This is a genomic window from Nocardioides cavernae (genome assembly GCF_013410035.1).
Lineage (GTDB): Bacteria > Actinomycetota > Actinomycetes > Propionibacteriales > Nocardioidaceae > Nocardioides > Nocardioides cavernae_A.
Window position 1 is genome coordinate 190,307 of the sequence record NZ_JACCBW010000001.1, and the last position, 18,590, is coordinate 208,896.

The window sequence follows — 18,590 nt, forward strand, 5'->3', positions numbered from 1 at the left end:
AGCGGCATGGGTCTCCGACGACTGCGTGCCGCCGGCGCGGTCGTCGTCGCCTCGGTGGTGCTCGTCGCTGCGGCCTGCACGGCCGACGAGCCACCCGAGGACCCGGACGACTCGCCCCGGTCCGCATCGCTGCGCGTCGAGACCGTCTCGGGCGCCGACCGCCTCGACGAGCGCGCCCGCGTCGATCTCGAGGGCGAGGTGGGCGAGGTGCTCTCGCAGTACCTCGTGGATGCGTTCCTCGGCGACTTCCCCCGCCAGCGGTTCGTGCAGTCCTTCGCGTCGTTCACCAGCGGTGCCGCGGAGGACGCGACCCGCGACATCGACTGGCTCACGGCGGCCACCGTGCAGGACGCCACCTCCGTGCGCGCCACGGAGCTCGAGGCCAGGCTGAGCTTCCTCACCCTGGGCCGCACCGTCCACGGCGGCACCGCGCACGTGCACTTCGCGTTCGAGGCGGCGATGCCGGACGGCTCCACCCGGCCCCTCGTGCTCGACGGCAGCTTCCTGCTCGAGGCCGACGACGGCGGCTTCACGATCTTCGGCTACGAGGTGAGCTTCGACAACGGGGACGGCGAGCAGGTCGAGGTCGACAGCGGGACGGGGGCCGCGTCGTGAGCGCGCTGCGGACGCTGGTCGTACGCCTCGCGCTGCTCGCCGCGGTCGCGCTCGTCGTGCCGACCTCCGCGGTGCAGCCGACGACGATCAGCCTCACCACGACCGGCACCGTCCGCTCGGTCGACGTCGACGACGACGTGCTGTGGGTGCTCGCGCTGGGGTCCGAGGCCGGCCCCGGCCAGGACGTCACGCAGGGCCTCACCGACGCCATCCAGCTGATCGGCGTACGTCCCGGGACGGGCCGGGCCGCCGCGATCGGCCTCCCGCGCGACCTCTGGGTCGAGGACCGCGGCACCAAGCTCAACGCCGTCCTCGCCGACGCCGGTCCCGACGCGGTCGCCGACGAGGTCCGGCAGCTGGTCGGGATCGCCCCCGACCTCGTCCTCGTGACCGGCACCGAGGGCTTCGTGTCGATGATGGGCGACCTCGGTCCCGTCGAGGTCGACTCCCCGACAGGGTTCACCACCGACGACGGCACCGTCACGATCCGCCCAGGCAACAACACGCTCGACGCACGACAGGCGCTGTCCTTCGCGACCACGCGCGACGAGCTGCTCGGGCGCAGCGACTTCGAGCGCGTCGCCAACCACCAGCGGCTGCTCCTCGCCGCCCTGGCCCGGTTGCGGGCGGCCCACGACGAGGTGGGCTTCCTCGAGCGCATCACCGTCTCGGCCCTCGGGGGCCTCGACACCGACCTCACCCCGACGGCGGCCTTCCGGGTCCTCGCAGCGCTCACGCTGGTCGACCCCGGCCGGACCGACGGCTGCATCGTCCGCGGCACCTTCGGCGAGGAGTTCGGCGCCGCGGTGGTCTATCCCGACGCGGCCCAGGCCCGGGCCGTGGGGGCGGACGCCGAGCCGGACGCGCGCCTGCAGGGCGGGTGCCGCGACGGCTCCTGAGCGCGTACGCCGGGCGGTCAGCCGAGACCGGCCTCGCGCGCCTTGACGATGGCCTGCGCCCGGTGGGCGACCTGGAGCTTGGTGAAGATGTTGCTCGCGTGGTTGCGCACGGTCTTGATCGACAGGTCCAGCTGGCGGGCGATCTCCCCGTTCTCCTTGCCCTCCGCGATCAGGCCCAGCACCACGCGCTCGCGGTCGGTGAGGTCGGGGAAGACGTCGGCCGCCGGACGGGCGCGAGCCCCGGCGAAGTAGGTCATCACCCGGTCGGCGATCCCCGGCCCGAAGATGACCTCTCCGGCCCCGACGGCCTGGACGGCCCGGGTGATCTCGGCGCGGCGCGCCCCCTTCAGGAGGTAGCCCCGCGCGCCCGCCCGCACGGCCGCGAACACCGACTCCTCGTCCTCCATCATCGTCAGGACGAGCACCCCGATGTGCGGCGAGGAGCTGACGATCCGGGCCGTGGCGTCGATGCCGTTGAGCCGCGGCATGTGGAGGTCCATCAGGACCACGTCGGGCTGCAGGTCGAGCGCCATCGCGACGGCCAGCGCCCCGTCGGCGGCGGTCCCCACCACCTCGACCGCCGGCGTGGCGGCGAGCAACGCCTCGATCCCGTGCCGGAACTCCTCGTGGTCGTCGGCGACCAGCACCCGGTGCGGCTCCATGGTGACCCTCTCCCTCCTGCTCCCCGTCGGGGCGCCTCACACGTCGTCGAGGGGCAGCCGCGCCCGGACCACGGTGCCGCCCTCGGCGCCCGGGCCGACCTCGATCTCGCCACCGAGCTCCTCGGCCCGCTCCCTCATCGAGGACAGGCCTACACCCGCGCGGCGGTCCGGAGCCAGCCCCGTGCCCGTGTCGCTGACCTCGATCCGCAGGTCGGAGGCGTCGCGGCTGAGCCGGACCACGCAGCGGTCGGCGCCGCTGTGCTTCTGCGCGTTGTTCACCGCCTCCACCACGATCCGGTAGGCGGCGACCTCCACCGCGGCCGGCAGGGGCTCGAGGTCGTCGGCGGCCTCGACCACCCACGGCACCCGGAGGGGGGCTCCCGGCGAGCCGTGCTCCGCGGCGCGGTGGCGCAGCGCCGACACGAGGCCGAGCTGGTCGAGCGCCGGTGGACGCAGGCCCTCGACGAGCCGGCGCACCTCGCCGATGTCCTCGCGCGCCTGGTCCGACAGCCGCGCCACCAGGTCGGCCGCCCGGCCGGGGTCGTCGTGGACGAGGTCGCTGGCCGCCTCGAGCCGCATCGCGAGCGCGGCGAGCGAGGGCCCGAGCCCGTCGTGGAGGTCGCGGCGCAACCGGCGACGCTCCTCCTCCCGCGCGGCCACGATCCGCTGGCGGGAGACCTGGAGCTCGCGGTTGGCGCTCACGGCCTGGACCAGCGCGCCGACCTGGGTGCCGACGTCCTCGAGCAGGCGCCGGTCACCGGGACCGAACGGGTCGTGGCCCGCGTCGACCTCGACCCGCAGGTGCCCGATGGTGGTGCCGCCGACGGTGAGGTCGACGGTGAGCGGCGTGCCGTACGCCTGCCCGGTGGAGGCGGCGATGGGCTCCGAGGTGCCCGTCCCGAGCACGTCGACCGCGGCGTACGACAGGTGCAGGCGCCGGGCGAGGAGGTCGAGCATCTCGCGGAGGGCGTCCTCGGGCGCGGTCACCGCGTCGAGGCGGCGCAGGTCGGAGACCACCCGGTCGGGGAACTCCCGGTCGCCGTAGACCAGGCGCCGCACGAGGCGCTGCACGACGACCGCCAGCGGGAGCAGGAGCAGGGCGATGAGGCCGCCGGCCAGCATCGACCCGACCGAGATGTCGACCGCCGCGTCGACGGCGCGGACGAGGGCGACGAACAGTGCGCCGACGACGACGAGGACGAGCGCCTGCACGAGCCAGCGGCGCACCCGCGGCTCGATCTCGCCGAGCCGGTAGTGGGCGGCGGCCACGCCGAGGCACGCGAGCGCGACGGCGGCCGACCCGGCGTCGAGGACGTACGGGCTGAGCGGCGCCTGACCGGTGACCAGCAGCGGCACCTGGCCGAGGAGCACCCAGGCCCCCAGGCCGGCGGCCAGGCCGAGCAGGACGAGCCGGGAGGCGAGGACGTCGTCCCGCGTCGCGGCGCGTGCGTGGGCGCGCGTCGCGAGCAGGAGGGCGGCGGGGACGGTGGCCCACAGGGCGGGCACGGCGACCGTCGCGAGCACCTGGGCGCGCTCCACGGCGCTCGTGCCGCCGAGCCGGGCGGCCAGCCAGGAGGCGTACCCGAGCAGCGGGACGCCCGCCACGGCGGGGAGCAGGAGCGCGCGGCGGGGCGTGGGGACGAGCGAGGCGACGCACACCAGGAGGGCGACGAGCCCCAGCGTGGCGAGGACCTCGCCCCCGAGGTGCGGCCACGTGCCGCGGGGACCGGCGAGGTCGATCGCCGAGGTGCCGAACGGTGCCGAGGTGGCGATCGCCGGGAGGAGGGCCGCGGCGGCGAGGAACGCGCGAGACGACAGCGCCCCCGGGCGGCGCCAGAACACGGCCGACCCCGCGGCGAGCAGCAGGGCCGCGAGGAAGGGCACGTGGGGTTGGGCGAGCACGGCGTCGCGGACGGGGTAGCGGACCAGGGTCACGTCGATCTGCTGGATGAGCCCGACACCGGCGACCTCGCCCGCGCGGCCCACCTCGTAGCGCACGCGCTGCCCGACCTCGGCGTCGATCGAGCCGTCGGCGACCCGCTCCTCGGGTGAGCGTCCGTCGATGGAGATCACCTCGTCGCCGGCCTCGAGCGCCGAGACACCGAACACGCGGGCCACCCGGAGCGGCTCGCTCCAGCGCGCGTCGCCGGTCGGCACGACGCTGGTCGACAGGCTCGTCCCGTCGGAGGGGCCGGACAGGAGGAGGGCGGCCAGCACCCACGTCACGGGCAGCACCCAGGCGGCCGCGACGACGGCGAGCCTGCCGGTGCGCGACATAGGGGCATCGTGCACCGGCCGGCCGGCCCGCGGTAGTGGGCGCGCCCGGAGCACACCCACCGCGTCACCGGCGGATCAGTGACGCACCGGGCGGGTCAGCAGCTCGAGCGCCGCTCGGCCGCCTTGCAGGTGTCGTTGCCGCCCCGACCGCGCACGATGTCGAAGCCCTTGCCGCCGTCGAGCCGGTCGGGCTGCCGGGACCCGGTGAGCACGTCGGCGCCCCCGCGGCCGGAGATCACGGCGCGGAAGTCGGGGTGCGCGCTGAGGACCTCGGACTCGTTGCTGCCCTTGAAGATCGACAGGGTGTTGGCCGGCAGCTGCACGTCGCTGAAGCCGGTGATCTTGCCCTCGAACGTCGCCGGCACGAGGTCGCGGATGGTCGTCCTCCGGAGCTGGTCGACGCGCAGGGTCGGCTTGAGGGCCGGGTTGGGGAACGGCTGCAGGCGCAACCGGTCCTGGCCACCGTTGCCCTTGACGACGAAGCCGGACTCCCCGGGGATCGGGAAGGTGACGGTGTCGATGCCGCTGCCGCCGCGGATGGTCTGGCGGAACGTCGAGGTGGACGCGAGGGTGTCGCCACCGCTGCTCCCGACGAGCAGGTCGGAGCCCGCCGTGCCGCTCAGCGTGTCGTCACCCGCGTCGCCGTAGAGACGGTCGTTGCCCACGGTGTCCCCGGTCGCGTCCGCCACCAGGGTGTCGTCGCCGCCGCGGCCGAAGATCGTGTCGTCGCCGCTGCGGGCGTAGATGGCGTCGGTCTTGTTGGTGCCCTTGACCGTGTCGCCGAAGGCGGTGCCGACGAGTCGGATGCCGCCGTCGTAGCCGGTCACGGTGTCGTTGCCCTCGGCCGCGACCGGCATCGTGGGGGCGGCCTGGAAGTCGACCACGACCGGGGCCGGGGCGTTGACGTAGGTGACGCCGTCGAGCACGACCCCGGTGCCCTCGGTGGCCGGGCGCGGGTCGTAGCCGAGGTCGATCGTGTCGTCCCCGGCGCCGCCGGAGATCGTGTCGCCCCTCTTCACCACGCGACCGAAGCGGTCGATGCGGACGAGGTCGGTCTCGCCGTACAGCCGGTCGTTGCCGTCGCCGCCGAGGATGGCGTCGGCTCCGTCGCCCCCGCAGATGACGTCGTTGCCGCCCAGCCCCCGGATCGTGTCGTTGCCGCCGCGACCGACGATGACGTCGCGACGCGGGGTGCCGTTGATCGCGTTGCCCTTCTCGGTGCCGACGATCGTGGCCTTGAGGCCGCCACAGGTCGGGGCAGCGGCCTGTGCGAGCGGGGCGATGGCGAGCGGGGCGGCGAGCCCGGCCGCGGCGACCAGGGCGGGGACGAGTGATCGGACGAGACGCATGCTGACTCCCAGGGATTAGTCGTTCAGGGCCTCCTACCGCATCCTGCGTCGGTCAAACCCGTCTCCGCCACCCCCCGGGTGGGCCGGGCGCTAGGCGCGAAGCCCGTCGGGGCCCTTCTCGAGCAGCCGCGTGAACTGCTCCTCGTCGAGGACCGGGACGCCGAGCTGCTCGGCCTTGTCGGCCTTCGAGCCGGCGTTCTCGCCGGCCACGACGTAGTCGGTGTTCTTGGAGACCGACCCGGACGCCTTGCCGCCGCGGCTGATGATCGCCTCCTTGACCGAGTCGCGGGTGTAGCCCTGGAGCGAGCCGGTCGCGACGACGGTGATCCCCTCGAGGGTGCGGGGGATCGACTCGTCGCGCTCGTCGGCGAGGTTGACCCCGTCGCGGGTCCACTTGTCGAGGATCGCGCCGTGCCACGCCGCGTCGGGCCCCTCGATCCACTCCTTGACGGAGGCGGCGATGGTCGGCCCGACCCCGTCCACCGCTGCCAGCTCTGCCTCGGTGGCGCTGCGGATGGCCTCCCACGAGCCGAGCTCGGTGGCCAGCGCCCGCGCCGCGGTCGGGCCCACGTGGCGGATGGACAGCGCGACCAGCACCCGCCACAGCGGCACCGCGGTCTTGCGCTCCTGCAGGTGGGCCAGCAGGCGTACGCCGTTGGCGCTCAGCTGCGGTCCCTCCTCCCCCTTCTTCGGGGCCCGGGTGAAGAGCGGCGCCGTGAGCAGCGCGGCCTCGTCGAGGTTGAAGAGGTCGCCCTCGTTGGTGATCGCGCCCGCCTCGAGCAGCGCGACCGCGGCCTCGTAGCCGAGGCCCTCGATGTCGAAGGCGCCGCGCCCGGCGACGTGGAAGACGCGCTCGCGCACCTGCGCCGGGCACGTCTCGTGGTTGGGGCAGCGGAGGTCCTTGTCCCCCTCCTTCTGCTGGGCGAGCGGGGTGCCGCAGGCCGGGCACTCGGTGGGCATCACCCACTCCTCGAGCCCCTCGGGCCGCAGCGCGAGCACCGGGCCCAGGATCTCGGGGATCACGTCGCCGGCCTTGCGGAGGATGACGGTGTCGCCCGGGCGGACGTCCTTGCGCCTGACCTCGTGGGCGTTGTGGAGCGTCGCGTTCTCCACGGTCGACCCGGCGACCTTCGTCGGCTCCATCACGCCGTAGGGGGTCACCCGCCCCGTGCGACCGACGTTGACCTCGATCGACCTGAGGAGCGTGTTGACCTCCTCGGGCGGGTACTTCCAGGCGATGGCCCAGCGCGGGGCGCGGCTCGTCGACCCGAGCCGGCGCTGAAGCGACACGTCGTCGACCTTCACGACGACGCCGTCGATCTCGTAGCCCACGATGGTGTGGCGGTGCTCGCCGACATCCGCGATGCGGGCCTCGACGTCGGCCAGCGTCGCGACCACGCGGACCTCCTCGGACGTCGGGAGGCCCCAGGCGCGCAGGGCGTCGTAGGCCCCGCTCTGGGTCTGCGGCTCGAAGCCCTCGCGCGCGCCGATGCCGTGGCAGACCATGCCGAGGTCGCGCGTCGCGGTGATCCGCGGGTCCTTCTGCCGCAGCGACCCGGCGGCCGCGTTGCGGGGGTTGGCGAACATCGGCTTGCCGGCCTCGACCATCGCGGCGTTGAGGCGCTCGAAGGCCTCGGACGGCAGGAAGACCTCGCCGCGGACCTCCACCAGGTCCGGCACCGGGTGCTCGTCGGTCCCGGCCAGGCGGTGCGGCACCGACGCGATCGTCTTGACGTTGGGCGTCACGTCCTCGCCCGTACGCCCGTCGCCGCGCGTCAGCGCCCGGACCAGGCGGCCCTGCTCGTAGAGCAGGTTGATCGCCAGGCCGTCGACCTTGAGCTCGCACAGCAGCGCCGGCGCCTCGATGCCCTCGCGCAGGATCCGGGAGTACCACGACGAGAGCTCGTCGGGCGTGAAGGCGTTGTCGAGGCTCTCCATGCGCTGGAGGTGGTCGACCGCGGTGAAGTCCGTCGACACCGCTCCCCCGACCCGCTGCGTCGGCGAGTCGGGCGTACGCAGCTCGGGGAACTGCTCCTCGAGGCCCTCGAGCTCGCGCATCCGGACGTCGAAGTCGGCGTCCGACAGCGTCGGTGTGTCGAGCACGTAGTAGCGCCACCGTGCGTCCTCGACCTGCTCGCTCAGCTCGCGGTGGCGCTCGCGCGCCTCGGCGGGGGCGGACGCGACGGCGGGCTCGAGCTCATCATCAGCGGTCGTGCTCATGGGGACAGTCTGCCGCGCCCTACCGACACCGTCGGCACGAGCCACGCGCGGGCGGCGGCCCGCTGGTCTGGACCGGGATGAAACGCATTTGTTCCATCCGCATCGCGGGCCTAGGCTGCGAAGGTCAGAACGAAACCGTTTCGTTTCATCGCCACCGAGGAGCCGTCGTGACCCCGTCCGAGACCGGCGTCCGCCCCCGCGTGGAGGGCGAGCGCGAGCAGGAGATCCTCGGCGCCACCCTCGACGTGCTGGCCGAGCTCGGCTACGACCTGCTCACCATGGACGCCGTCGCGGCCCGGGCGAAGGCGTCGAAGGCCACGCTCTACCGGAGGTGGCGCGGCAAGCCCGAGCTCGTCGTCGCCGCCGTCAGGCACCACCACGCCACCACCGCCACCGTGCCCGACACCGGCACGCTGCGCGGCGACCTCGTCGCGGCCTACTGCGGCAGCGGGGGCATCGACGACCCGCAGGCGCAGGCCGTGCTGGCCGCCGTGGTGACCGCGATGGGACGCGACCCCGAGTTCGCCGAGGTCTACCGTCGTGACTTCATCGGCCCCAAGATCGCCGCCTCGCGGACGATCTACGAACGCGCGCGGGAGCGGGGCGAGGTCCACCCCGACGTCGACCTCGCGATCCTCGCGCCCTCCCTCGCCGGGATCGTCCTCCACCGGGCGTTCCTGCTCGGCGAGCCCGTCACGCCCGCGTTGGTCGGCAGGGTCCTCGACGAGGTCATCCTGCCCGCCGCCCTCCACGGGCCCCACCACCCCACGACCGGCACCACCACCTCGAAGGAAACCCCATGACCGACCTCGCTCCGGCCGCCGAAGAGGTGACCCCCGAGCAGCACAAGCGCCTGCGCTGGGCGCTCGTGCTCATCTCCCTCGCGCAGCTGATGGTGGTGCTCGACAGCACCATCGCCAACATCGCCCTCCCCTACATCGGCACCGACCTCGGCATCGACCAGGCGAACCTGCAGTGGATCGTCACCGGCTACGCCCTCACGTTCGGCGGCTTCCTGCTGCTCGGCGGCCGGCTGGCCGACCTGATGGGCCGCCGCCGCATCTTCATCGTCGGCGTGCTGCTCTTCGCCGTCGCCTCCCTCGTCGGCGGCGCCGCGCAGAACGAGGCGATGCTCCTCGGCGCCCGGGCCTTCCAGGGCCTCGGCGCCGCCCTCGCCTCCCCCGCCGCGCTCGCGCTGATCGCCACGACCTTCCCCGCCGGCCGCGAGCGCAACCGCGCCTTCGCTGTGTACGCCGCCATGGCGGGCGTCGGTGCGGCCGTCGGCCTGGTCCTCGGCGGCTGGCTGACCGGCCTCGACGACCCGCTCGGCATCGCCGGCTGGCGCTACACCTTCCTCATCGTGGTCCCGATCGGCCTCGTGGCCGCCTTCCTGGCCCCGCGCTTCTTCGACGAGTCCGAGCGCCACACCGGCGAGCTCGACGTCCCGGGCGCCGTCACCGGCACGGCCGGTCTGCTCGCCATCGTGTTCGGCCTGAGCCGCGCCGGCGAGGAGGCCTACGGCTGGGACGCGCCGAGCACGATCCTCAGCCTCGCGCTGGGTGTCGCCCTGCTCGCCCTGTTCGCGGTCATCGAGACCCGCGTGCAGCACCCGCTGCTGCCGTTCCGCATCTTCGCCAGCCGCAACCGCGCGGTCGCCTTCGCGGTCATGATGATCGTCCCGGCCGCGATGTTCGCGATGTTCTTCTTCCTCTCGCTGTTCATCCAGGTGGTCGTCGGCTACTCGCCGCTCCACACCGGCTTCGCGTTCCTGCCGTTCTCGGTCGCGATGATCATCTCGGCGACCACGGCGTCCCGCCTGATCAGCAGCGTCGACCCGCGCTTCCTGTCCGGGGTCGGCACCATCCTCTCCGCGATCGCGCTGTTCGGCTTCAGCCGGCTCGACGTGCCCCAGGGCGCGGGCGGCATCATCGAGGCGATCACCACCGGCCACCTCGGCGACGGGGTCAACTACTGGACCCACGTCCTGCCGTTCATCGTCCTGATGGCCTTCGGCATGGGGCTCAACTTCGTGCCGCTGACGCTGGTCGCCGTCCACCGGCTCCGCGCCGAGGACTCCGGCATCGGCTCGGGCGTGCTCAACACCATGCAGCAGGTCGGCGGCGCGCTCGGCCTCGCCGCCCTCAGCACCGTCGCGCTCCACTTCACCACCAACCGCGTGGAGGAGGTCGCCCCGCAGATCGGCGCCGCGGCCAAGGGGCAGCTCACCCCCGACCAGGTCGGCCAGTTCGCCTACCTGTCCGGCTTCTCCGAAGGTGCCACGCACGCCTTCCTGGTGGGCTCGATCATGATGCTGGCCGCGTCCGCCATCATCTGGCTGTTCCTCGACGTCAAGCACGAGGAGCTGGCCACCGACGACGCTCCGGAGGGTGTCGGCGTCCACTGACCCCGACAACCCCGCGTGCGCTGTAACGCCGGGTCCGTGGCTGTACCCACCCCGATGCATCGGGGTGGGTACAGCACGTGACCCGGCGTTACAGCGTTCGGGGCACCATGGGGACGCGCCCTGCCATCCGCCTCCGCCCGCCGCTCCGAAGGACCCGCGTGACCGACCCGCTCCTGACGCCGTACGACTCCGCCGCCGCTGCCTCCCACGGGGGGCTCCGCTCCGTCGTCCTCGTCCTCCACGGCGGCAAGCCGCGCTCCCAGCAGGTCGTGGGCGGGCGCAGCGCCTCGCTGCGCCGCGCGGCGTGGCTCGCCCGCGCGGTCGCGCCGCGGCTCGGCGAGGCCGGTGCGGGCGTCCGGCTGCTGCGCTACCGCGAGCGCGGCTGGAACGGCGGCACCGACCGCACCGACGACGCCCGCTGGGCGCTCGACCTGGTCCGCGCCGAGCACGGTGACGTCCCCGTCGTGCTGCTCGGCCACTCCATGGGCGCGCGCGTCGCGGTGCACGTCGCCGACCACCCGTCGGTCCGCGGGGTCGTCGGCCTCGCGCCGTGGTGGTCGGGCCAGGACCCGGTCCACACCCTGGCCGGACGCACCCTCCGGGCCGCCCACGGCCGGCGCGACCGGATCACGTCGTTCCGCGAGACGACGGCGTACGTCGCGCGCGCCGCCGCGGTCGCCGACAGCGCCCGGCTGCGCGACATGGGCGCGCTGGGGCACTACATGCTCACCGGTGCGTCCGCCTGGCACTCGGTCGCGACCGAGTCCGTGCTCGAGGTGCTCGGGGACGCCTCCGACCGGCCCGGCCGGTCCGGCCACGCGGGGACGGACGGCCGGACCGGCGGCTGAGCTCAGGTCGCCGGGAGACCGGCGAGCCGGGCGTCGATCAGGCCCGGGAGCGGCTGGGTCGCCCGGCGCTCGTCGGTGCCGTCCTCGCCGCACGTCGCGCTGAGCGCGGTGTAGGCGAACTGCTGCACGAGCCGGGCCTGGGCGAGCGCCGTCCTCTCGGTGTAGCCGCGACCGGTCATCGCGATGGTGACCTGACGGTTCGTGCCCAGGCCGACCGAGAACGTGAGGGTGCCGAAGGACGCGCCGTCGTGCCCCTGCACCCAGCCCGGTCCGGACGCGCAGGGGCTGGGCAGCCGGTAGCTGCCGAGCCCGTAGGGGAGGCCGCCCCCGTCGCTCAACGGCTCCTGCATGGTGCGGACGAGGCGCTTCGGGATCAGCTTCCCGGTCTCGAGCGCCTTGCGGAACCGGTTGAGGTCCCGGGCGGTGGAGACCAGGGCGCCGGCGGAGGAGAAGAGCGACGGCTCGAACGCACCGAGGTCGAGGGTGCCGCTGCCCGGGTAGCGGGCGTACTCGTGCAGGTCGGGGCGCGGCGCGTCCTTGCGGACCGCGAACGCGCTGTCGGTCATGCCGGCCGGGCGCAGCACGCGGTCGCGGACCAGGGCGCGGACCTTCGTGCCCGTGGCGCGCTCCAGCATCTGCCCGACCACGACGTAGTTGGTGTTGCTGTAGGCGAAGCCCCCCGGCTCGCTCCCCGGCAGGCCCTGAGCGGCGGCGATGATCCGCCGGTCGGTCCACCGCGTCGAGACGGCGTCGACGAGGTCCTGGCCGGTGACGGCGGACCCGAGCACCGCGAGCAGGTAGTCCGGCATCCCGCTCGTGTGGCTGAGGAGCTGGCGCAGCGTCACCGACTCCCGTCCCGGCCACAGCGCGGGGTCGACGTCGCCGATCGTCGTGTCGAGGGTCCACCGTCCGCGCTCGACCTGCTGCAGCCCCAGGACCGCGACCAGCTGCTTGGTGACGCTCGCGGCGCGGAACGTGCTGCCCGGCTCCACCCTGCGCCCGGGGTCGCGCCGTGCCTGCCCGACGTCGAAGGACCAGGTGCGGCCGCCGCGCCGGACCTCGGCGGTGACCGCGACGGCCCGGCCCTCCGTACGCAGCCGCTGGACGAGTCGCTCCAGCTTGCGCTCCGGCATCTCCGACGTGCGTGGGGCCTTCGGCGCGGCGGCGGTCGCGGCAGGAGACGTTGTCGCGCCTGCGGACGGCGCGGCGGCGAGCGGCGCGGCGAGCAGCGCGACCGCCGCAGCCGCGGCCGGGATCGCGCGGCGGCGGGGCGATGCGCTGCGCGGTGCCCGGTGCATCGGGTGGACGATCTGGTGGACGGGCGGGCGGTCGGTCATGGGGTGGCCTTCCTCACGGTGGACGTCGCCCTGTGCCTATCAGGGGCTACGAAAGGATGAAGGCGTCAGGGACGTCAGAGGTTGCGGGCCGTCGTCGCCGAGAGCCGCACGGCCTGCGACGCCCACGCCGGGCTCGCCCCCGCGAGACCGCAGGTGGGGGTGACCGCGAGGTGCTCCCCCACGGCCTCCGGGTCGAGCCCGAGCATGTCGAGCCAGCGCTGGACGCGTTCGGTCAGGCGGGCGTCCGAGGGCGCGGTGGCCGGGTCCGTGGACGGCACCACGCCCAGCGCGGCGGACCGGCCCGACTCCAGCACCTCGGCGAACGTGTCGAGGTCGCCCGGACCGAGCACGTCGAGGTCGGCGGACAGTCCGGCGACGCCGGTGCCCGCCACGAGGGACCACGGCGTCCCCGGGGCGCAGGAGTGGACCCACGCCTCTCCCCCGGCATCGACGACCGCCTCCACGACCCACTCGAGGTGGGCCGAGGCCTCGGGAAGGTCGACGCTGCGGTGGCGTCCGTACCCGCTGGCGGTCGGCACCTGGCCGGCCACGACCGCCCCGAGCGCCGGCTCGTCGACCTGCACGATCCACCGGTCGACGCCGCGGACCCGGCGCCGGAGGTCGGCCAGGTGGACGCGTACGCCCTCCGCGAGCGCCTGCGCCAGCTCGCGTCGCGCTCCGTGGTCGCTGAGCACCTTGTCGCCGCGCGGCTTCTCGACCGTCGCCGCGAGGGTCCACGGCCCGGCGACCTGCGTCTTGAACGCCCCGGCGTAGTCCTGGGCGTGCTCCTCGACGGTGTCGAGGTCCTGCGCCAGCAGGGAGCGGGCGCGCCGGTGGTCGACCCCGCTGGTGTCGGTGAGCCGCCACCCGGCGGGCTGCAGGTCCGCTGCCAGTCCCTCGACGACCGCGAGCCCGCGGCCCGTCATCGCGGCGGCGACGCCACGGCCCGGGACCTCCGGCACGTGCGGGAGGTCGGGCAGCTCGCCCAGCACGAAGCGTACGGCCTCGGCGTGGTCCGCGTCTGTGGTGCCGGGCATCGACCCGACACCGGTGGCGCGCGTCATGCAGTGACCTCGGTCCGGGCCGCGACGGGCCGGGTCGCCGCGATGGTCGCGGAGCCGACGACGCGGGTGCCGTCGTAGATCACCGCCGCCTGGCCGGGCGCGATGCCCTCGGCCGGCTCGAGCAGGTCGATCTCGACGTCGTCGCCGCTGACCGTGACGACGGCCCGGTGCTCGGCACCGTGGGCGCGCAGCTGCACCGTGCCCTCGACGCGCTCGGGGACGGTGCCGCACCAGCGCGGCCGGATTCCGCTGACGTGGTCGACGGCGAGGCGCTCGCGCGGGCCGACGGTGACGGTGCCGGTGACCGGCTCGATGTCGAGCACGAAGCGCGGCTTGCCGTCGGCGGCCGGGACGCCGAGGCGCAGCCCCCGTCGCTGGCCGATCGTGAAGCCGTAGGTGCCGCTGTGCGAGCCGACCGTCTCCCCCGTCGTCGAGTCCACGATGTCGCCGCCGTGGTTGGGGGCCCGGTCGCCGAGCTTCTCGCGCAGCCAGCCGGCGTTGTCGCCGTCGGCGACGAAGCAGATGTCGTGGGAGTCGGGCTTGTCGGCCACGAGCAGCCCGCGCGCCTCGGCCTCGCGACGCACGGACGGCTTGTCGGTGTCGCCGAGGGGGAAGAGGGAGTGACGCAGCTGCTGCTGGTCGAGCACGCCGAGCACGTAGGACTGGTCCTTGCCGTGGTCGACGGCGCGGTGCATCTCGACGAGCCCGTCGGCCCCGGTCCGCAGCTGGGCGTAGTGCCCGGTCGCGACGGCGTCGAAGCCCAGCGCGAGCGCCCGGTCGAGCACCGCGGCGAACTTGATCTTCTCGTTGCAGCGCAGGCACGGGTTCGGGGTGCGTCCGGCGGCGTACTCGTCCATGAAGTCCTCCACGACGTCCTCGTGGAAGCGCTCGGACAGGTCCCAGACGTAGAACGGGATGCCGATGACGTCGGCCGCACGCCGCGCGTCGTTGCTGTCCTCGATCGTGCAGCAGCCACGCGCGCCGGAGCGGTACGACGCCGGGTTGCGGCTGAGCGCGAGGTGCACGCCGGTCACCTCGTGCCCGGCCTCGACGGCGCGGGCGGCGGCGACGGCGGAGTCCACCCCGCCCGACATGGCGGCGACGACCCGCATCAGCGCGCCCTGGCTGCTCGAGCCCGCTCGACGACCGGGCCGATCGCCTCGACGAGGCGGTCGACGTCCGCGGGCGTGGTGGTGTGGCCGAGCGAGAACCGCAGGGAGTGGCGGGCCTGGTCGTCGTCGCACCCCATGGCGAGCAGGACGTGGGACGGCTGCGGGACGCCGGCCGAGCAGGCGGAGCCGGTCGAGCACTCGATGCCCCGCGCGTCGAGCAGCATCAGCAGGGAGTCGCCCTCGCAGCCGGGGAAGCCGAGGTGGGCGTTGCCGGGCAGCCGCAGCGGGCCCGCCGGGGCGCCGTGCAGGTGGGCGTCGGGGACCACCTCGACGACGCGGCGCACCAGGTCGTCGCGCAGGGCGGCGACGCGCACGGCGTGCTCCTCCTGCGTCTTCACCGACTCCTCCACGGCCGCCGCGAGCCCCGCGATGGCCGGCACGTCGAGGGTGCCGCTGCGGATGTCGCGCTCCTGGCCGCCGCCGTGCACGAGCGCGCTCACGGCGAGGTCGCGGCGCACGACCAGCGCACCCACGCCGTACGGCCCGCCGACCTTGTGACCGGTGAAGGTCAGGGCGTCGACGCCCGAGGCGGCGAAGTCGACCGGCACCTGGCCGAGCGCCTGCACGGCGTCGGTGTGCGCCGGGATGCCGTGCTCGGCGGCGAGCGCGACGACCTCGGCGATCGGCTGCAGCGAGCCCACCTCGTTGTTCGCCCACATGACCGAGACCAGCGCGACCGAGCCGGGGTCCCTGGTCACCGACTCCCTGAGGGCCTCGAGGTCGAGCACGCCCTCGGACGAGACGGGGAGCAGCTCGACGTCGGCGCCGTCGCTCTCCGCCAGCCAGTGCAGTGGGTCGAGCACCGCGTGGTGCTCGATGGCGGTCGACAGGATGCGGGTGCGACGGGGGTCCTGCGCGCGGCGGGCCCAGAAGATCCCCTTGAGCGCGAGGTTGTCCGACTCCGTGCCGCCCGAGGTGAAGACGACGTCGCCGGGACGGGCGCCGATCATCCCCGCGATCGTCTCGCGGGACTCCTCCACGACCCGGCGCGCGCCGCGACCGGAGGCGTGCAGCGAGCTCGCGTTGCCGACCCCGCCGAGCTGGCGGGTCATCGCCTCGACGGCCGCCGGCAGCATGGGCGTGGTCGCGGCGTGGTCGAGGTAGACGAGCGGCTGGGTCATGACCTGCCAAGCGTACGCGGGTGACCTGCACCGATCCGCGCCGCGGGCCACTCAGCCCATCAGCGCCAGCCACGGGTGGTCGGCGCGCTCGCGGCGTACGGCCTCGCGCAGCCAGTCCTGCTCGCGGGCCCCGAGGAGCGGCCAGGCGACGGCCAGGTCGGCGGCGTCCTTGGTCCGGTCGAGCCGGGCCTTGTGCTGCAGGACCAGCTCGGGACGCATGTAGCGGATGCCGTCGTCCGCGACCCACGTCACGTCGGCGAGCGGTGCCACGTGGTCGGGGTCGCGACGCGACACCCACAGCCCGTCCCGGTCCTCGGAGAGCAGGCAGTCGAGGAACCACGGCGCCCGCGCGTGGTCGCGCAGCCACACCTGCCCCGAGCCCTCGTGCGGCTCCGGGAAGTCGTCGGTGACGGGGCGGAGCGCACCGGCCCCCGCGCTCCAGAGGTGGTGCCGGTCCCCCACCATCGCCCGGAACGCCGGCAGGTCGCGACGCCAGATCACCGCGTCGATGTCGTCGTGGGGGCGCTCCTGCCCGGTGAACGCGTCGATCGCCCAGCCGCCGACGACCCACCACTCGTGGGCGTACCCGGCCATGAAGTCCGCCAGTCCGGCCGGGTCCAGCGCCTGCCACTCGCCGTACAACCGGCGGAACGCGACCTCCTCCGCCTCGTCCGCCTCGGACGGCTCCCAGTGCATCCGGTCAGGCTAGCGTCGCGACCGAGCACCGTGGGCCGAGCGGCTCGCCGGAGCGCTCCGCCTCCCCCGCACCTTCGGCTGAGGCAGGATCGCGGTCATGGACTTCCAGGAGATGCAGGCTCGCGCGCGCTCCGTGCGGTCGAGGTACGCCGAGGTCGAGGCAGCGGACTACGGCCGGTCGTGGACCACCGAGGAGATCATGCTCGGCTTCCTCGGCGACGTCGGCGACCTCGCCAAGCTGGTCCAGGGCAAGGCGGGCGTACGCCCGCGCGACGACCTCGACGAGGCGCTGGCCCACGAGCTCGCCGACTGCCTCTGGTCGGTCCTAACGCTCGCCGACGTCTATGGCGTGGACCTCGCCGGCGCGTTCACCTCCACGATGGACGAGCTGGACCAAGCGCTGACCGCGGACTGATCCGAGGGCTGCACGACCCCCTCCACAGGCGGGTTCCACGGACCGAGCGAGTGTCGGTGGGCTCTGGTTGAGTAGGTCCATGGAGAGCACCACCACCCACCTCGAGGCGCGGGCCGTCGGCCTGCACGACCTCGCCGAGGGTGCCCTGCTCGCCGAGGCCACCGAGGTCGAGGCGGTGCTGCGGGAGGCGGAGGTGCACAAGCTCCGCATCGCCTACCAGTGGGCCGTCGCGCACCCCGCACTCGACTCGTGCCACACCCCGGCCGGACCGGCCCTGCCCACCGCGCTGACCGAGCCGGAGACCCTCGGCGGTGCGGGCACTCCCGCAGTGGCAGCGTTCACCCCCGAGCCGCTCGGGGTCGCCCTCGGCTGCCCCACCGCGGCGGCGTCCTCGCTGCTGGCCGACAGCCTCGACCTGCACCACCGGCTCCCACTGCTGTGGGACCAGACCCGCGCCCAGCTCGTGCCCGCGTGGAAGGCACGGCGCGTCGCCGCCCGCACCCGACACCTGCCCGCCGAGGCGGCCGCATGGGTGGACCGGCAGGTCGTCGGGCGCGTCTCGTCCCTCTCGGCCCCCGCCCTGGACCGGCTCGTCGCCCATGCCGCTGCTCGCTGCGACGGCGACGCCGCGGCCGACCGCGAAGCCGCGGCACGTGCCGGCTGGGACGTGAGGCTGGTCCACCCCGATCCGCACCGCTACGCCGGCACCTCCGAGCTGCACGCCGTCGGCGACACGCTCGACCTCACCCGGTTCCACGACGTCGTCTGCGCAGAGGCCGAGGCTCTCGCTGCGCTGGGCGACACCGACGACCTCGGACCGCGCAAGGCGAAGGCCCTCGGCGTGATCGCCGACGCTCAGGCGCGCCTCGACCTGATGACCCTCGAGGCAGGGTCCGACCCAGACGCCTGCGACGCGGACGCCCACGAGCTGGCCCGCCGCGAGGCTCTCGGTCGACGCGACGCGAAGGTCCGGCTCTACCTCCACGCCTCCCTCGCCGACGTCCTCGTCCCCGCTGGCCCCTCGGGTCGGGCGGGGACCGTGGAGACCCTCGGACCCGTCACGCTCGACGTGATCCGCGAGTGGGCCGGCAGGTCCCGGGTCACCATCCAGCCCGTCGTCCACGTCACCTCGGAGGACCGCTGGTCCGTCGACCGCCACGACGCACCGCCTCGGATGGCCGACCAGGTCCGGCTCCGTGACGAGACCTGCGTCTTCCCGTGGTGCGGGCGAGCATCACGCCAGTGCGACCTCGACCACACCGACCCCTACCGCGACCCGGACGACGGCGGCCCACCGGGCCAGACGTCGGCCGACCGGCTCGCCCCACTGTGTCGACGACACCACCGGGCGAAGACCACCGGCTCCTGGACCTACGAACGCACCAGCCCCGGCACCTACCTCTGGACCGGCCCGTCCGGGCTCGGCGTGCTCGTCACCCCGCGCGGCACCGTCGCCGTCCCGTCCTGAGACCTCTCACGACTCGCGTTCGACGCGGACGGTCAGCCGCGCT

The 18,590-nt window shown here is 74.3% G+C and carries 16 protein-coding genes; 7 read left to right on the plus strand and 9 right to left on the minus strand.

Annotation, left to right across the window (positions count from 1 at the left end; genetic code table 11):
• Window positions 1–6: 6 nt before the first annotated feature.
• Together F4692_RS00915 and F4692_RS00920 are read left to right on the plus strand one after the other, a co-directional pair.
• A complete protein-coding gene (locus F4692_RS00915; protein WP_179617779.1) occupies window positions 7–615 on the plus strand; it encodes a hypothetical protein in 609 nt (202 codons plus the stop codon).
• Entirely contained in the window at window positions 612–1,514 is a 903-nt protein-coding gene (locus tag F4692_RS00920) for an LCP family protein (protein WP_179617780.1), read from the plus strand. The genes F4692_RS00915 and F4692_RS00920 overlap by 4 nt, the downstream gene beginning before the upstream one ends.
• A gap of 17 nt (window positions 1,515–1,531) precedes the next feature.
• Here F4692_RS00920 and F4692_RS00925 read toward each other — a convergent pair whose 3' ends face one another.
• The 4 genes from F4692_RS00925 to ligA form a co-directional block, all read right to left on the minus strand.
• Entirely contained in the window at window positions 1,532–2,176 is a 645-nt protein-coding gene (locus tag F4692_RS00925) for a response regulator (protein ID WP_179617781.1), read from the minus strand.
• 36 nt (window positions 2,177–2,212) lie between these two features.
• Window positions 2,213–4,453, minus strand: coding sequence for a sensor histidine kinase (locus tag F4692_RS00930; protein ID WP_179617782.1), 2,241 nt, complete (start codon window positions 4,451–4,453; stop codon window positions 2,213–2,215).
• Between the two features lie 95 nt (window positions 4,454–4,548).
• Entirely contained in the window at window positions 4,549–5,802 is a 1,254-nt protein-coding gene (locus F4692_RS00935) for a calcium-binding protein (protein WP_179617783.1), read from the minus strand.
• A gap of 90 nt (window positions 5,803–5,892) precedes the next feature.
• On the minus strand, window positions 5,893–8,022 hold the full coding sequence (ligA, locus tag F4692_RS00940) for an NAD-dependent DNA ligase LigA (RefSeq protein ID WP_179617784.1): 2,130 nt from the start codon (window positions 8,020–8,022) through the stop codon (window positions 5,893–5,895).
• Window positions 8,023–8,189: 167 nt separating this feature from the next.
• Here ligA and F4692_RS00945 point away from each other — a divergent pair, with 167 nt between their 5' ends.
• From F4692_RS00945 to F4692_RS00955, 3 genes are all read left to right on the plus strand, one after another.
• The gene (locus tag F4692_RS00945) at window positions 8,190–8,825 is read left to right on the plus strand and encodes a TetR/AcrR family transcriptional regulator (protein ID WP_308645096.1); all 636 of its coding nucleotides are present in this window, start codon (window positions 8,190–8,192) and stop codon (window positions 8,823–8,825) included.
• Window positions 8,822–10,426 carry an MFS transporter gene (locus tag F4692_RS00950; protein ID WP_179617786.1) on the plus strand — a complete coding sequence of 535 codons (1,605 nt, stop codon included), beginning with the start codon at window positions 8,822–8,824 and terminating at the stop codon, window positions 10,424–10,426. The genes F4692_RS00945 and F4692_RS00950 overlap by 4 nt, the downstream gene beginning before the upstream one ends.
• 158 nt (window positions 10,427–10,584) lie before the next feature.
• Window positions 10,585–11,274: an alpha/beta fold hydrolase gene (locus F4692_RS00955; RefSeq protein WP_308645097.1), complete on the plus strand. Its 690-nt coding sequence runs from the start codon at window positions 10,585–10,587 to the stop codon at window positions 11,272–11,274.
• Between the two features lie 2 nt (window positions 11,275–11,276).
• Here the strand turns inward: F4692_RS00955 and F4692_RS00960 are convergent, their stop codons facing one another.
• From F4692_RS00960 to F4692_RS00980, 5 genes are all read right to left on the minus strand, one after another.
• Window positions 11,277–12,611: a serine hydrolase domain-containing protein gene (locus tag F4692_RS00960; RefSeq protein WP_179617788.1), complete on the minus strand. Its 1,335-nt coding sequence runs from the start codon at window positions 12,609–12,611 to the stop codon at window positions 11,277–11,279.
• A 74-nt stretch (window positions 12,612–12,685) separates the two neighbouring features.
• Window positions 12,686–13,675, minus strand: coding sequence for a uroporphyrinogen decarboxylase/cobalamine-independent methonine synthase family protein (locus F4692_RS00965; protein ID WP_179617789.1), 990 nt, complete (start codon window positions 13,673–13,675; stop codon window positions 12,686–12,688).
• Window positions 13,672–14,787 carry a tRNA 2-thiouridine(34) synthase MnmA gene (gene mnmA / locus F4692_RS00970; protein WP_179617790.1) on the minus strand — a complete coding sequence of 372 codons (1,116 nt, stop codon included), beginning with the start codon at window positions 14,785–14,787 and terminating at the stop codon, window positions 13,672–13,674. The genes F4692_RS00965 and mnmA overlap by 4 nt, the downstream gene beginning before the upstream one ends.
• Complete coding sequence (locus F4692_RS00975; protein ID WP_179617791.1) at window positions 14,787–15,968, minus strand: cysteine desulfurase family protein; 1,182 nt, start codon at window positions 15,966–15,968, stop codon at window positions 14,787–14,789. Before F4692_RS00975 ends, mnmA begins: the two co-directional genes overlap by 1 nt.
• A 51-nt stretch (window positions 15,969–16,019) precedes the next feature.
• Window positions 16,020–16,664 carry a nucleotidyltransferase domain-containing protein gene (locus F4692_RS00980; protein ID WP_179617792.1) on the minus strand — a complete coding sequence of 215 codons (645 nt, stop codon included), beginning with the start codon at window positions 16,662–16,664 and terminating at the stop codon, window positions 16,020–16,022.
• Window positions 16,665–16,761: 97 nt separating this feature from the next.
• Between F4692_RS00980 and F4692_RS00985 the strand changes: the two genes are divergently transcribed.
• Window positions 16,762–17,079, plus strand: a complete 318-nt coding sequence (locus F4692_RS00985) for a MazG nucleotide pyrophosphohydrolase domain-containing protein (RefSeq protein ID WP_218858116.1) — start codon at window positions 16,762–16,764, stop codon at window positions 17,077–17,079.
• Between the two features lie 79 nt (window positions 17,080–17,158).
• The gene (locus F4692_RS00990; RefSeq protein ID WP_179617793.1) at window positions 17,159–18,547 is read left to right on the plus strand and encodes an HNH endonuclease signature motif containing protein; all 1,389 of its coding nucleotides are present in this window, start codon (window positions 17,159–17,161) and stop codon (window positions 18,545–18,547) included.
• The last annotated feature ends 43 nt before the right edge of the window (window positions 18,548–18,590 follow it).